Origin of the sequence: Arthrobacter crystallopoietes (genome assembly GCF_002849715.1) — a bacterium.
Classification (GTDB): domain Bacteria; phylum Actinomycetota; class Actinomycetes; order Actinomycetales; family Micrococcaceae; genus Crystallibacter; species Crystallibacter crystallopoietes.
In genome coordinates this window covers 3,754,656-3,768,314 of record NZ_CP018863.1, presented here as the reverse complement: position 1 = coordinate 3,768,314, position 13,659 = coordinate 3,754,656, and the positions used below count along the sequence as shown (strand labels likewise).

Below are 13,659 nucleotides of genomic sequence, written 5' to 3'. Positions count from 1 at the left end.
GGGGCCCTTCACACAAATGGAGCCACTACGGGCTCAAGGCGTAGGCTGTCGCCATGAGCCTTGAGTTTTCCCGAATTGGGTTTGCCCCCGACTTCGTCGACTACCAGGAAGGGTGGGACCTGCAGCGTCGAATCCACAGTGATGTGGTTGCCGGCGCCGCTGAGGGCAAAATCCTCCTGCTGGAACACAGCCCGGTTTACACGGCCGGCAAGCGGACCGAAGAACATGAGAAGCCGTTCGACGGTACGCCCATCATCAATGTGGACCGCGGCGGCAAACTGACCTGGCACGGCCCGGGCCAGTTGGTCGGTTATCCGATCCTCGCCCTGCCGGACCCCACCAAGGTTGCCGACTACGTGGACATTCTGGAGCAGGTCCTGATCAACGTGCTCGCAGGCTTCGGCATCAACGGGTCCCGGATCGAAGGCCGCTCCGGTGTCTGGATCAAGGGCGACGGCGACCGGCAGGACCGCAAGATCGCCGCCATCGGCATCCGCGTCAACCACCGTGTGACCATGCATGGTTTCGCCCTGAACTGCAATAATGATCTGGCCCCGTATGCGCAGATCATTGCCTGCGGCATCACCGACGCCGGCACCACCAGCATGAGTGTGGAAGCGGGACGCAACATCTCCCCCGCCGATGTTGCCGACCGGGTCGAAGAGGAACTGAACAAGTACGAGGCAGCGCTGGTCAAACCGTCCGGCCTGCCCGAGAACACCGTCAATACAGCTGGCGCCAGCCAGCCCGAAGGAGCCCTGAAGTGACTCTCGCCCCCGAAGGACGGCGCCTGCTGCGCGTCGAAGCACGGAACGCGGCCACCCCGGTCGAGCGCAAGCCGGACTGGATCAAGGCCAAGGTCAACATCGGCCCCGAATACGTGAGCATGAAAAACCTGGTCAAGAAGGAAGGGCTGCACACGGTCTGCGAGGAAGCCGGCTGCCCGAACATCTTCGAGTGCTGGGAAGACCGCGAGGCCACCTTCCTCATCGGCGGTTCCGAATGCACCCGCCGCTGCGACTTCTGCCAGATCGACACCGGCAAGCCCTCCCCCATCGACATCCTGGAGCCCACCAAGGTGGCCCAGTCGGTCCAACAGATGAACCTGCGCTACGCCACCGTCACCGGCGTGGCCCGCGACGACCTGGCCGACGAAGGCGTCTGGCTCTACGCGGAAACCATCCGCAAGATCCACGAACTAAATCCGGGCACCGGCGTCGAAATCCTGATCCCGGACTTCTCCGGCAAGCCAGAGCACATCAGCGCCATCTGCGAAACCAAACCCGAAGTGTTCGCCCACAACGTCGAGACCGTGCCGCGCATCTTCAAGCGCATCCGCCCGGCCTTCCGCTACGAACGCTCCCTGGACGTCATCACCCAGGGCCAGCAGCACGGCATGGTCACCAAGTCCAACCTGATCCTGGGCATGGGCGAAACCCGCGAGGAAATCTCCGAGGCGCTGCGCGATCTGCACCAGGCCGGCTGCGACCTGATTACCATCACGCAGTACCTGCGGCCCACCGAACGCCACCACCCGGTGGAGCGCTGGGTCAAGCCCCAGGAATTCGTGGAACTGCAGGAAGAAGCGCTCGAGCTCGGCTTCCTGGGCGTCATGAGCGGCCCGCTGGTGCGTTCGTCCTACCGGGCCGGCCGCCTGTGGGCCACGGCGATGCGCAAGAAGGGACGGGAACTGCCCGCAGAACTCGCCCACATCGCCGAAGGCATCGAAGATTCCGGCGCCACCCGCCAGGAAGCCTCCAGCCTTATCTCCCGGTAGCGCCACCCGGCTGCAACTTTTCACCCGAGGGGGTCCGGACGCCGCAGCGCCGGGCCCTCTCGCTGTGCCCGCGCCACGGCCAAAATTCCGGCCCGCTTCACGATAGAATTGAGTCATTATGGCCAATAGCACCGATTCCGACGCAAATACCAAGCGTGGTCTCTTCTCACGCAAGCCCAAAGCCGAGAAGCCTGCCAAGGCGAAAAAAGGCCCCGGGCGCCTGAAGCAGATCGGCCAGGTCTTCCAGATGACCCGGCGCAACGATCCCAACGTAGTCTGGCTCATGCTGCTGGCCTTCCTGGGCATCGTGGCCGTTGGCCTGCTCATCGGGTTCCTGATCAACAACTGGGTCACCCTGTTGATCATCTCCATCCCGCTGGGCCTGCTGGCGGCAACCTTCATCCTCTCCCGCCGTGCCGAACGCGCCGCCTTCGCCCAGATCGAGGGCCAGCCCGGTGCTTCCGGAGCGGCCCTGAGCGTGCTGCGCCGCGGCTGGATCCTGCAGGAACAGCCGGTGGCAGTCAACCCGCGGACCCAGGATGCAGTCTTCCGTGCGATCGGCCGCCCGGGCGTCATCCTCGTCACCGAAGGACCCTCGAACCGGGTCAAGACCTTGGTGGACTCCGAGCGCCGGAAGCTGAACCGCATCCTGCCCAACGTGAAGGTCCACGTCATCGAGACCGGCCGCGGCGAGGGCCAGGTTGAACTGAGCAAGGTGGCCAAGAAGGTCCAGAAGCTCAAGAAGGAACTGACCAAGCAGGAGGTGCATGCGGTGGATAAGCGCCTGCAGGCCCTCGGCAGCAACAAGCTTCCCATCCCCAAGGGCGTCGATCCGTTCAAGGCCCGCCCGGACCGCAAGGCAATGCGCGGCCGCTGACCATACCAAGCCACTAACGACGGCGGCGCCTCACCTTCCAAGGTGAGGCGCCGCCGTCGTTAGTAAGGTTGTGAACTACATGCGGACCAGCACGGTGCCCATCGCGCGGTCGTGCAGGCCGCGCTGATCGGCGTCGAAGACTACGGCGGGAACAACCAGGCAGAGCAGCACGGTGCGGACAACGGCCGGGAGCGGTCCGGCCGCGGAACCGTCCAGCTTCCGTACCTGGATGCCAACTGCGCGGTGCCCGATGCTGTAGCCGAGGGTGCTGACCAGGAGTAGCTGCTCAATGGCGAAGATCAGCAGAATGCTCAGCTCGTTGCCTTCGAACAGCCATGCGGCGATGAGATAGCACAGGATCCAGTCGATCATCAGGGCTATGACGCGGCGGCCGAGGCGGGCGATCGAGCCCGGGCCGCGCTGGGGCAGCCCCAACCGCTGGCCGGGCCACTGCTGCTCTTTGGAGGGAGGCGGTCCTTCGAGCCAGGAACCAAGGTCTTTTCTGCTTACCACTCCTCTAGCCTACCGACCTCTGTGCAGGAGGCGGTCGTGACGGCCGCCGGAAGTGACCTGCGTAACGCCGTCTGGGTGCTGACGGTAACACCGCGCTAGGCTTAGGTGCACATCGATTAAGTAACCTGCCGGAAACAATCGCGACACCAAAGGGAAATTCCCTGCTTCTACATTAGTAACTGTTGCTGGCGCCTGTGTTGCAGCCGGCAGGTACCCCCATGAATGCGTAAGGAGCATGACCCGATGTTCAAGAATGCGGACGAGGTCCTCAAGTACATCGCCGACGAAGAAGTAAAGTTCGTCGACATCCGATTCACAGACCTGCCAGGCGTCCAGCAGCACTTCAACGTGCCGGCCAAGACCGTTGACGCGGATTTCTTTGTCAACGGCCAGCTGTTCGACGGTTCCTCCATCCGTGGTTTTCAGGGCATCGCCGAGTCCGACATGCAGCTCATCCCGGACGTCACCACCGCATTCATCGATCCCTTCCGCGTGGAGAAGACCCTCGCGCTGAACTTCTCGATCGTGAACCCGCGCACCGGCGACCCGTACCACCGCGACCCTCGCGGCGTTGCCGAGCGCGCCGAGGCCTACCTGGCGTCCACCGGCATCGCGGACACGGCTTACTTTGCCTCCGAAGCCGAATTCTTCATTTTCGACGACGTGCGCTACCAGTCCAGCCCGGAGCACTCCTTCTACAAGGTGGATTCCGTCGAGGCCTACTGGAACAGCGGCCGCAAGGAAGAGGGCGGCAACCAGGGCTACAAGACCCCGGTCAAGGGCGGCTACTTCCCTGTTTCTCCTACCGACAAGCAGGCCGACCTGCGCGACGCCATTTGTGTCGAGCTGGAGGAGGTAGGCATTGAAGTTGAGCGCTCCCACCACGAGGTCGGCGCTGCCGGCCAGGCGGAAATCAACTACAAGTTCACCACGCTGACCCACGCCGCCGATGATCTGCTGAAGTTCAAGTACATCGTCAAGAACGTCGCAGATGCCTGGGGCAAATCCGCCACCTTCATGCCGAAGCCCGTGTTCGGCGACAACGGCTCGGGCATGCACTGCCACCAGTCGCTCTGGAACGGTTCCGAGCCGCTCTTCTACGACGAGAAGGGCTACGCCGGCCTGTCCGACACCGCCCGCTGGTACATCGGCGGCCTGCTCAAGCACGCTTCGGCCGTGCTGGCCTTCACCAACCCGACGGTGAACTCCTACCGCCGCCTGGTCAAGGGCTTCGAAGCTCCGGTCAACATGGTCTACTCCCAGGGCAACCGCTCCGCCGGTATCCGCATCCCGATCACCGGGTCCAACCCGAAGGCCAAGCGCCTCGAATTCCGCGCACCGGACCCCAGCTCCAACCCTTACCTGGCCTTCGCCGCCCAGCTGATGGCAGGCCTGGACGGCATCCGGAACCGGATTGAGCCGGCCGATCCGATCGACAAGGACCTCTACGAGCTGCCTGCCGAAGAAGCCAAGGACATCCAGAAGGCTCCAGGTTCCTTGGAGGAAGCTCTGGCAGCCCTCGAAGCTGACAACGAGTTCCTGCAGGCCGGTGGCGTGTTCACCCAGGACCTGATCGACACCTGGATCGCCTACAAGCGCGAGTACGAAATTGCGCCGCTGGCCTTGCGCCCGAACCCTTACGAGTTCGAGCTCTACTACGGCTGCTAGCCAGATCCCGCGTCAGAAGCGCGGTTAGTTTGCAGAGAGTCCGCACGAGCGGCCAACACTTCGGTGACGGCGGCAAGTGCGGACTCTTCTTTGTCCGTCGGACATCATCCCAAGCCCACCCCAAGCACGGAGGGGCACACTGGTGATACAAGCCAGTTGCATCACACCGAGGAGGGCGAAATGTTGTGTGATCGATGCGGAGTCCCCGCCTACGTCCAGGTCATGCTCGATACCGGCGGCATGCTCTCCTGGTGCGCCCACCACTACCGGGAACACCAAGAAGCGCTTTTTGCCTACGCCATCAGCGTCCAAGACGAACGGCACCTGCTTGAAGCGCAGTAGTTACGCTTTGCTGGAACCGGAGTCCAGATGGGTTTCGGTGACAGCGGTAAGCAGGAAGACCGAGTCCTCGTTGGCTTCGACCGAGTGGCGTTCCTGCGGGATGATTTCGAGCTGGTTCTCATTAACGACGAGCCGGCCGCTGGCCGAGACTACGGTGACCGAGCCCTCCAGGACATAGATGCTCGCGGCCAGCGGAGCATTGTGCTCGCCCAGGACCGATCCTGCCCGCAGGGCAAGCACCGTTTGGCGCAGCGGACCGTCCTGGGCCACCATCGCGGCACTGCGGCCATGCGTTGCGCTGCCCGCCGCACTCAGATGCTCGCGGGCAATCACATCGATATCAGTCATGTCGCTGCGCTCCTTTAGCAGTGGTCCTGGCCTCAGCCTAGCCGCAGCGGGGCGCGGGCGGCCACCGTTGTGTCGAAGGACGCGTACGACGACGGCGCCCACCTTGAGCGGGCACCGTCGCCGACGTTTCAGAGCACCTTGGCCAGGAACTCCTGGGTGCGGGTCTGCTGCGGAGCGCCGAAGAGGTCCTCCGGCTTGCCTTCCTCGACAATGAGGCCTTCGGCCATAAAGATGACGCGGTCGGCGACTTCGCGGGCGAAGCCCATCTCGTGCGTAACCACCACCATCGTCATGCCTTCCGCAGCGAGGTCCTTAATGACCTGCAGCACCTCGCCCACCATCTCCGGGTCCAAAGCGCTGGTCGCCTCGTCGAAGAGCATAATGTCCGGGTTCATCGCCAGCGAGCGGGCGATGGCTACACGCTGTTTCTGTCCGCCGGAGAGCTGCGCCGGCCTGGCGTCGGCCTTGTTGGACAGGCCCACGCGCTCAAGCAGTTCCAGGGCCTTGTTCCGGGCCTGCGGCCGGCTGAGCTGCTTCAGCTCCACCGGCGCGAGCATGATGTTCTCCAGCACGGTCATGTGCGGGAACAGGTTGAAGTGCTGGAAGACCATGCCGAGGTGCTGGCGGACCTCGTCCAGATTGACCTTGGGATCGGTGAGGTCGAACCCGTCCACCACCACCTTGCCGCCGGTGATGTCCTCCAGCTTGTTCAGGCAGCGCAGGAAGGTGGACTTGCCGGACCCGGACGGCCCGATGACGCACACCACCTCACCTTCGGCCACCTCGACATCCAGGCCTTTGAGTACTTCGTTGCTGCCGAAGCTCTTTGTCAGTCCGGCGACGTTAATCTTGCTCACTTGTTGAACCTCTTATCCAGGATGTTGGAGAGCTTGATCAGGAGAGTGATCACCACGAAATACAGCGCAGCAACAATCAGCAAGGTCTCGCCGGTGCGGAAGTTTCCGGCGTAGATCTGCTGGCCCTGATAGGTCAGTTCGGCGAAACCGATGACGGCAAGCAACGAGCTGTCCTTGAGCGTGATGACGAACTGGTTGATGAAGCTGGGTGTCATGATCTTGACGGCTTGGGGGATTACTACCTTGTGCATGGATTTGATGTAGCCCAGGCCGAGGCTGCGGCTGGCCTCCATCTGGCCCGGGTCCACGGACTGAATGCCGCCGCGGACAATCTCGGTCATGTAGGCGCCGGCGTTCAGGCTCAGGGTAAGCACGCCGGCGGTGAGCACGTCGATGGGCATACCGGTCAGCTGGGGCAGGCCGAAGTAGAAGAAGAACGCTTGCACCAGCAGCGGGGTTCCGCGGAAGATGCCGACATAAGTGGTGGCAATGCCACGCAGCATAATCCGGCGGGAGACTTTCAGGAACCCGAACGCGACGCCCAGGATAAGGGCGATCACAATGGAGATAGCCGTGGCAAACAGGGTCAGGCCCAGGCCCTTCATCAGGGCGGGGAGGCTGTCGGTCAGCAACTGCCAGAAGCTCGTTTGCCCAGCCGTTTCCGGGGACGCGAGGTACTTGTCCAGGATTTGCTGGTACTCGCCGCTGGCTTTTAGCTCGGCCAAGCCCGCGTTGAACGCCGCTATCAGCTCTGGGTTCTGGTCCTTGTTCACGGCGAAGCCGTAGGAGCTGCCCCGTTCCTTCTCCGTGACCGCCTTCAGCCCGTTGTTTTGCGCGATTCCGTACGCCAGCACGGGGTAGTCGTCGAAGACGGCGACCGAGTTGCCGGCTTTGACGTCGTCGTACATTGTGGCGGACTGGTCCAGCGGCTTGACCGTGAAGCCATACTCGTCGGCGATCGAGTCGGCAAAGGCTTCTCCCTCGCTGCCGCGCTTGACCGCCACCGTCTCGCCCTCAAGGTCCTCGTAGGAAGTGATCTCGTTGTTGGTCTCCGCCACCGCCATCTGCACACCGGAGTCGAAGTACGGGTCGGAGAAGTCGAAGACCTGCCGGCGTTCGTCCGTGATGGACATGCCCGCGATGACGCCGTCCACCTGGTTGGACTGCAGCGCCTGCAGGGCGGCGTCGAAGCCGAGCGAGCGGATCTCCACCTCGAAGCCCTGGTTTTCGGCAATGGTACGCAGCAGGTCCATGTCGATGCCCACCAGTTCGCCGCCCTGCCGGAACTCGAAGGGTGCGAAGGTAGTGTCCGTGCCGATGACGTAGCTCTTACCGCTGGCGCTATCCGCGGTCTGGTCAGCCGCCGAGGCCGCTGACCCGAAGACCAGCGACAGCACCGCCAATAGCCCGGTCAGGGCCAGCAGGCGCCGACCGGCACGTTGGAGGGATTGCAATCTGAACAACTCCTAGATTCTGTGAAGGACGCACCGGTTCCCGGCGCAAAAGGTCCTCCAAGAGGCTACAGAGCCGTCACCGCCCGCACCATTCCACGCACCGCATCGACCGGCCCACAGCGGGATACTGCGCCCTCATCCAGGCCGGACCGCCGGTTTTTCCTATGTTCCGTAGCCGTAGAAGTAGCGTTCGAAGATGCCGCGGGTGCGCCGGGTAATGCGCAGATAGTCTTCCTCAATCGCTCCGGCGTGTCCCGGGCTGTAGCCGCACCAGCGGGCAACGGCTTCCAGATCCCGGCGCGAAGAGGGCAGCAGATCCGTGTTTTTTCCGCTCCAGATCACGTTTGCCGAACGGATCCGGCTCGCCAGCGACCAGCTCTGGCGCAGCGTGAGCACATCGGCATCCGGGAGCAGGTCTGCCTCGCCGATCGCTTCCAGGGCCTCCAAGGTGCCGGTTGTCCGTAGCGCGGGTACCCGGTGCGCGTGTTCCAGCTGCAGCAATTGCACCAGCCACTCCGCATCGCTCAGGGCGCCACGGCCCAGCTTGAGGTGCCGGGACGGATCGGCGCCGCGGGGCAGGCGCTCGGATTCCACTCTGGCTTTGATCCTGCGGATTTCGCGCACGTCCTCCGGTCCGACGTCGGCCGGGTAACGGATAGGGTCGATCAGCGCTGTGAACTCGGCCGCGAGGTCGTCGTCGCCGGCGATGGGCCGGGCCCGCAGCAGGGCCTGTGCCTCCCAGATCAGTGACCACCGCTGGTAGTACTCCCGGTATGAATCGAGCGAACGCACGATCGGTCCGTTCTTCCCCTCCGGACGCAGCGACACATCAATTTCGAGGGTGCGTTCGGCCAGCACGGGCGGGCTGCTCGGCTGCTGGAGCAGTGCGGAAATCTGCGAAACGATCCGCATGGCCTGCTGCTGGGCGGCGTCGTTGTCAGCGCCGGGCAGCGGCTTGTGCACGTACATGACATCGGCGTCCGAGCCGTAGCCAATCTCCCTGCCGCCTTGGCGCCCCATGGCGACGACGAGGAGGTTGGTCAGCTGCTCCCCCTCGGCGAAGACAGTTGCCTCGGCAACATGCAGTGCGCCAAGAATGGCCGCCCGGTCCGTGTCGGAGAGCGCAATGCCGACCTGCCGCTGGTCGAGCAACCCTGAGCTGTCGGCGATGGCTGTGCGCAGCGTTTCGCGACGGCGGATCAAACGAATCAGGCGCATGGCTGCCTTGGGGTCCTGGTGTCGGGCCAGTTTGTGCCTGATCTCGTACCACTGCGCGTCGAACGACCACGGAACCAGATCCTTGTCCGAACCCAGCCAGGCCGCAGACTCCGGCGAGACTTCCAGCAGGTCCGTGATGAACCGGCTGCTGGACAGAATGTGGCAGAGCCGCTCAGCCGCCGAGCTGGAGTCACGGAGCATGCCCAGATACCAGTGCGACTCCCCCAGCGCCTCGCTCAGCCGCCGGAATCCGAGCAAGCCGGCATCCGGGTCCACGCCATCGGCGATCCATTCCAGCAGGACGGGGAGCAACTGGCGCTGTAGCTGCGCCCGCCGGCTGATTCCGCTGGTCAAGGCCTCGATATGGCGCATCGCTCCGCGTGGATCGACATAGCCCAGTGCCGCGAGCCGCGCCTGGGCAGCTTCGGGCGTCAGCCGCACTTCGTCCGCGCTCAGGTTGGCGGCGGAGACCAGCAGCGGACGGTAGAAGATCCGTTCATGAAGTTCCCGTACCCGGCGCTTGGTCCGCTGCCACTTCTGCAGCAGGGCTTCGGGGCCGGGACGCTGCGTTTCGAGCGAGCCGAGCGAGGATTTGGCCAGCGCCCGCAAGGCATTGTCGTCCTGGGGCATCAAATGCGTCCGGCGCAGCTGGACCAGCTGGATGCGGTGTTCCAGCACCCGCAAATAGCGGTAGGCCTCGTCGAACTCCCGGGCATCCGAGCGGCCAATGTACCCGGCCGCGCTCAAGGCCGCGATCGCCGTGGTGGTGTCCCGGACCCGGAGCGTTTCGTCCACCCGGGCATGAACGAGCTGGAGCAACTGGACAGTGAATTCCACATCACGCAGCCCGCCGCGGCCGAGTTTCAGCTGCCGGCCGCGCTCATGCACCGGAATGTTCTCTGTCACCCGTCCGCGCATGGCCTGCACGGACTCGACGAAGCCGTCCCGTTCGGACGAGTTCCAGATCAACGGTGCAACGGCTTCCTCGTACCGGCGGCCCAGATCGGTGTCACCGGCGATGGCACGCGCTTTCAGCAGCGCTTGGAACTCCCAGCTCTGCGCCCACCGCTTGTAATAGGTCAGATGGGACTCGAGCGTCCGGACCAGCCGGCCTTCCTTCCCTTCAGGACGGAGGTTGGCATCCACCTCCCACAGGCCCGGCTCCGGTCCGGCGGAAAAGACGGCCCTGCTCATCCCGGTAGCCAAGGCCGTGCCGATGGTGGAAGCATGCGCCTCGTCCATGCCCTCGGCCTCGATCACATAAACCACGTCGACGTCGGAAATGTAGTTGAGTTCGCGGGCGCCGCATTTGCCCATGCCGATCACGGCCAGGCGTACGCCCGCAATCTCTTCCGGATCGAACCGTGCGGCCAGTTCGGCTCGGGAGACAGCCAGGCCGGCTTCAATTGCCGCGGCCGCGAGATCCGCCAATTCACGTCCGACGGAAGGCATATAGTCCACCGGCGAGGCCGCACCGAGATCCCGGATGGCCAGTTCGGCCAGGTGCCGCCGGTAAGTGGACCGCAGCAGACTGTAGGCCTCTTTGCCGCTCAGGGCGGCCAGCGGCTGTTCGGCGGCAGGATCGGCTCCAACGGACTTCAGCAGTGATGCACGCAGCTTTTCTGCCGGCACAGCTCCAGGCTCCGCGCTGACCTTGGCCGAAAGGACGTCCAGATGCTCCGGCCGGCGCAGCAGAAATTCGGCCAGGGCCTCCGAGGAACCTAGCAGCCGGAACAGGGCCTCGCTCTCATCTTCTCCGGCATTGACCAGTCCGGCCAGCTGAGGATGCCGCTCCAGTAGCCGGACCAGGGATACGAGGGCCAGGTCCGGATCGGCGGCGTAAGCAAACCCGGCAAAGAGCCGTTGCTGGTCCACCCCTTCGAGTTCGGACGATTCGAGAAAGCGTGTGCTTTTCTCCAGATCGTTGAAGCCCTTGGAGATCAGCCGCCGGTTCAGACTCATGGCCTCACCTTAGAGGATGTCGATGTTCCGCTTGAGTTCGTGCGGCGTCACCTGGATGCGGTAGTCATGCCATTCGGCACGCTTGTTGCGCAGGAAGATCTCGTAGACTTGTTCGCCGAGGATTTCGGCTACCAGCTCCGACTCTTCCATCGCGCGGATGGCGTCGTGCAGGCTCGAGGGAAGCGGGTCGTGGCCCAGGGCCCGGCGCTCGGCGGAACTGAGACTCCAGATGTCTTCCTCCGCTGCGGGCGGCAGCTCGTAGCCTTCCTCAATGCCCTTCAAACCTGCGCCTAACAGCACGGCGTAGGCAAGGTAGGGGTTCGCCGCCGAATCGATTCCGCGGTATTCCATCCGGGCGGACTGGCCCTTATTCGGCTTGTACAACGGGATGCGGACCAGTGCGGAGCGGTTGTTATGCCCCCAGGAGATGTAGCTGGGAGCTTCGCCGCCGCCCCACAGCCGCTTGTACGAATTCACGAACTGGTTCGTCACCGCGGTGAATTCGGGCGCATGCTTCAGGATGCCCGCCATGAACTGGCGGCCGGTCTTGGAGAGCTGGTACTCGGCGCCGGCCTCAAAAAAGGCGTTGGAATCGCCTTCGAAGAGGGAAAAGTGCGTGTGCATCCCGGAACCGGGATGGTCGGAGAAGGGTTTGGGCATGAACGTTGCGTAGATGCCCTCCATCAGGGCTACTTCCTTGACCACGGTCCGGAACGTCATGATGTTGTCGGCAGTCTGCAGGGCATCCGCGTACCGAAGATCGATCTCGTTCTGCCCGGGACCGTCTTCGTGATGGCTGAACTCCACGGAGATACCGACGTTCTCCAGCATGGTCACCGCGGTGCGGCGGAAATCCTGGGCCACACCGCCGGGCACATGATCGAAATATCCGGCACGGTCCACCGGAACCGGAACACCGTCGGGGCCAAGTTCCTGCGATTTGAGCAGGTAGAACTCGATTTCCGGATGGGTATAGCAGGTGAAGCCCATGTCGCCGGCCTTGCGCAGGGTCCGCTTGAGCACGTTGCGCGGGTCCGCGACGGATGGTTCGCCGTCGGGAGTGAGAACATCGCAGAACATCCGCGATGTCTGCTCCTCCTCGCCGCGCCAAGGCAGGATCTGGAAGGTCGAGGGATCCGGCTGGACCAGCATGTCGGACTCGAAGACCCGGGCCAGCCCCTCGATGGACGAGCCGTCAAAGCCAAGTCCCTCCTCGAAGGCGCCCTCGACCTCCGCGGGAGCCAGCGCCACGGATTTAAGCGAACCGACGACGTCGGTGAACCAGAGACGGACGAAACGCACGTCCCGCTCTTCAATGGTTCTCAGGACAAATTCCTGCTGACGGTCCATGAATATCCTTCCGCGCCCTGGCCACGGCAAAGCCTCCGGCTTGCCTGCTTACTACTGTACTTAGCCTAATGCGCCCGGGCTCCTGCACCGTGCAACAGTGACGGGTGCGGCTGGAGTGAACAAAGGCCGCGGCATTAGGCTCTACCCATGACCTCACACACTTCTGGTGCCGAACAGCCTGCCCCGTACGGAGCCGGTGCCGGCGCTCATCGGCAGTCCGGCTCCAAACCGGTGTCCCGTGTCCGCACCCATCACCTGCAGCAGGCCAAGGACAACGGCCAGCGCTTTGCCATGCTCACCGCGTACGAGCAGTACACCGCCGAAATCTTCGATGAAGCAGGTATCGAAGTCCTGCTGGTCGGCGACTCCGCCTCCAACAACGTGTACGGCAACGAGACGTCCCTGCCAGTGACTGTCGATGAGCTGATTCCGCTCTGCCGCGCAGTGAGCCGTTCGGCCAAACGTGCGCTCGTGGTGGTGGACCTCCCGTTCGGCAGCTACGAGGTCTCGCCTGCCCAGGCGATCGAGACCTCTGTGCGATTCATGAAGGAGGCCGGCGCCCACGCCGTCAAGATGGAAGGCGGCGCCTTCTACGCAGACTATGTCCGTGCCATGGTTCAGGCGGGCATCCCCGTCATGGCGCACATCGGTTTCACCCCGCAAAGCGAACATTCGCTGGGCGGCTACCGGGTGCAGGGCCGGGGCGAGGACGCACAGCGGGTGGTAGACGACGCGGTGGCCCTCGAAGCTGCCGGCGCGTTTGCCGTCCTGATGGAGATGGTGCCGGCCCAGGCAGCCGCGGAAGTAGACAAGGCACTGCGCGTCCCCACCATCGGCATCGGCGCCGGTGCTTCCACGACGGGCCAGGTGCTGGTGTGGCAGGACATGGCCGGGCTGCGCGGCGGCAAACTCGCGAAATTCGTCAAGCAGTACGCCGACATACGAGCGACGCTTTCGGATGCGGCCAAGGCCTATGCCGACGACGTGCGCAGCGGTTCCTTTCCCGGCCAGGAGCACTCCTTCTAGCTGCCCCGGACCAGCGGTCCCCGTACGCTGGAAGGCGCTATTCGTCGTCGTCCGCGTCCCAGGCCTCGTTGCGCTGCTGCACTTTTTCGAGCGCCTTTTCCGCTTCCTCCCGGGTCTCATAAGGGCCGATGAGCTGCGTCCAGTCGGACTGTGCCCCCACTTCGACTTCGTGGGTGACGACGTTGTACCAGAATTCCGGCATTTGGCTACTCCCTTGCGTTGCGGTTGCTCGGCCCGTTCGGATTAGCACCCGATAGCGGACCGGGT

The 13,659-nt window shown here is 63.8% G+C and carries 13 protein-coding genes; 6 read left to right on the top strand and 7 right to left on the bottom strand.

The window, feature by feature from the left end; genetic code table 11:
• Positions 1 to 53: 53 nt before the first annotated feature.
• The 3 genes from lipB to AC20117_RS17370 all read left to right on the top strand — a co-directional run bounded on the left by lipB (position 54) and on the right by AC20117_RS17370 (position 2,654).
• The gene (gene lipB / locus AC20117_RS17380) at positions 54 to 767 is read left to right on the top strand and encodes a lipoyl(octanoyl) transferase LipB (RefSeq protein ID WP_074702585.1); all 714 of its coding nucleotides are present in this window, start codon (positions 54 to 56) and stop codon (positions 765 to 767) included.
• Entirely contained in the window at positions 764 to 1,777 is a 1,014-nt protein-coding gene (gene lipA / locus AC20117_RS17375) for a lipoyl synthase (RefSeq protein ID WP_074702586.1), read from the top strand. The genes lipB and lipA overlap by 4 nt, the downstream gene beginning before the upstream one ends.
• 118 nt (positions 1,778 to 1,895) lie before the next feature.
• Complete coding sequence (locus tag AC20117_RS17370) at positions 1,896 to 2,654, top strand: DUF4191 domain-containing protein (RefSeq protein ID WP_074702587.1); 759 nt, start codon at positions 1,896 to 1,898, stop codon at positions 2,652 to 2,654.
• 75 nt (positions 2,655 to 2,729) lie between these two features.
• Here AC20117_RS17370 and AC20117_RS17365 read toward each other — a convergent pair whose 3' ends face one another.
• Positions 2,730 to 3,167 carry an RDD family protein gene (locus AC20117_RS17365; RefSeq protein WP_074702588.1) on the bottom strand — a complete coding sequence of 146 codons (438 nt, stop codon included), beginning with the start codon at positions 3,165 to 3,167 and terminating at the stop codon, positions 2,730 to 2,732.
• Between the two features lie 243 nt (positions 3,168 to 3,410).
• Here AC20117_RS17365 and glnA (AC20117_RS17360) point away from each other — a divergent pair, with 243 nt between their 5' ends.
• Together glnA (AC20117_RS17360) and AC20117_RS23575 are read left to right on the top strand one after the other, a co-directional pair.
• Positions 3,411 to 4,835: a type I glutamate--ammonia ligase gene (glnA, locus tag AC20117_RS17360; RefSeq protein ID WP_074702589.1), complete on the top strand. Its 1,425-nt coding sequence runs from the start codon at positions 3,411 to 3,413 to the stop codon at positions 4,833 to 4,835.
• Between the two features lie 180 nt (positions 4,836 to 5,015).
• Positions 5,016 to 5,177 (top strand): DUF7455 domain-containing protein, encoded by a 162-nt coding sequence (locus AC20117_RS23575; RefSeq protein ID WP_170064962.1) that lies wholly within the window; start codon positions 5,016 to 5,018, stop codon positions 5,175 to 5,177.
• Here the strand turns inward: AC20117_RS23575 and AC20117_RS17355 are convergent, their stop codons facing one another.
• The 5 genes from AC20117_RS17355 to glnA (AC20117_RS17335) form a co-directional block, all read right to left on the bottom strand.
• On the bottom strand, positions 5,178 to 5,525 hold the full coding sequence (locus tag AC20117_RS17355) for a cupin domain-containing protein (RefSeq protein WP_074702590.1): 348 nt from the start codon (positions 5,523 to 5,525) through the stop codon (positions 5,178 to 5,180). It lies immediately after the preceding gene.
• Positions 5,526 to 5,653: 128 nt separating this feature from the next.
• Positions 5,654 to 6,382: an amino acid ABC transporter ATP-binding protein gene (locus AC20117_RS17350; RefSeq protein WP_074702591.1), complete on the bottom strand. Its 729-nt coding sequence runs from the start codon at positions 6,380 to 6,382 to the stop codon at positions 5,654 to 5,656.
• Entirely contained in the window at positions 6,379 to 7,836 is a 1,458-nt protein-coding gene (locus tag AC20117_RS17345) for an amino acid ABC transporter substrate-binding protein/permease (protein WP_074702592.1), read from the bottom strand. The genes AC20117_RS17350 and AC20117_RS17345 overlap by 4 nt, the downstream gene beginning before the upstream one ends.
• A gap of 162 nt (positions 7,837 to 7,998) precedes the next feature.
• A complete protein-coding gene (locus AC20117_RS17340) occupies positions 7,999 to 11,016 on the bottom strand; it encodes a bifunctional [glutamine synthetase] adenylyltransferase/[glutamine synthetase]-adenylyl-L-tyrosine phosphorylase (protein ID WP_074702593.1) in 3,018 nt (1,005 codons plus the stop codon).
• A gap of 9 nt (positions 11,017 to 11,025) precedes the next feature.
• Positions 11,026 to 12,366, bottom strand: a complete 1,341-nt coding sequence (gene glnA, locus AC20117_RS17335; RefSeq protein ID WP_074702594.1) for a type I glutamate--ammonia ligase — start codon at positions 12,364 to 12,366, stop codon at positions 11,026 to 11,028.
• A gap of 147 nt (positions 12,367 to 12,513) precedes the next feature.
• Between glnA (AC20117_RS17335) and panB the strand changes: the two genes are divergently transcribed.
• Positions 12,514 to 13,392 (top strand): 3-methyl-2-oxobutanoate hydroxymethyltransferase, encoded by an 879-nt coding sequence (gene panB, locus AC20117_RS17330; RefSeq protein ID WP_074702595.1) that lies wholly within the window; start codon positions 12,514 to 12,516, stop codon positions 13,390 to 13,392.
• A 37-nt stretch (positions 13,393 to 13,429) separates the two neighbouring features.
• Here panB and AC20117_RS23385 read toward each other — a convergent pair whose 3' ends face one another.
• Entirely contained in the window at positions 13,430 to 13,594 is a 165-nt protein-coding gene (locus AC20117_RS23385; protein WP_139003748.1) for an SPOR domain-containing protein, read from the bottom strand.
• Positions 13,595 to 13,659: the final 65 nt, after the last annotated feature.

Bases quoted from the DNA above. Each gene is read 5' to 3' on its own strand.
- lipB (WP_074702585.1), top strand. From the start codon at position 54: ATGAGCCTTGAGTTTTCCCGAATTGGGTTTGCCCCCGACTTCGTCGAC.
- AC20117_RS17370 (WP_074702587.1), top strand. From the start codon at position 1,896: ATGGCCAATAGCACCGATTCCGACGCAAATACCAAGCGTGGTCTCTTC.
- glnA (WP_074702589.1), top strand. From the start codon at position 3,411: ATGTTCAAGAATGCGGACGAGGTCCTCAAGTACATCGCCGACGAAGAA.
- AC20117_RS23575 (WP_170064962.1), top strand. From the start codon at position 5,016: ATGTTGTGTGATCGATGCGGAGTCCCCGCCTACGTCCAGGTCATGCTC.
- AC20117_RS17355 (WP_074702590.1), bottom strand. From the start codon at position 5,525: ATGACTGATATCGATGTGATTGCCCGCGAGCATCTGAGTGCGGCGGGC.
- AC20117_RS17340 (WP_074702593.1), bottom strand. From the start codon at position 11,016: ATGAGTCTGAACCGGCGGCTGATCTCCAAGGGCTTCAACGATCTGGAG.
- glnA (WP_074702594.1), bottom strand. From the start codon at position 12,366: ATGGACCGTCAGCAGGAATTTGTCCTGAGAACCATTGAAGAGCGGGAC.
- panB (WP_074702595.1), top strand. From the start codon at position 12,514: ATGACCTCACACACTTCTGGTGCCGAACAGCCTGCCCCGTACGGAGCC.
- AC20117_RS23385 (WP_139003748.1), bottom strand. From the start codon at position 13,594: ATGCCGGAATTCTGGTACAACGTCGTCACCCACGAAGTCGAAGTGGGG.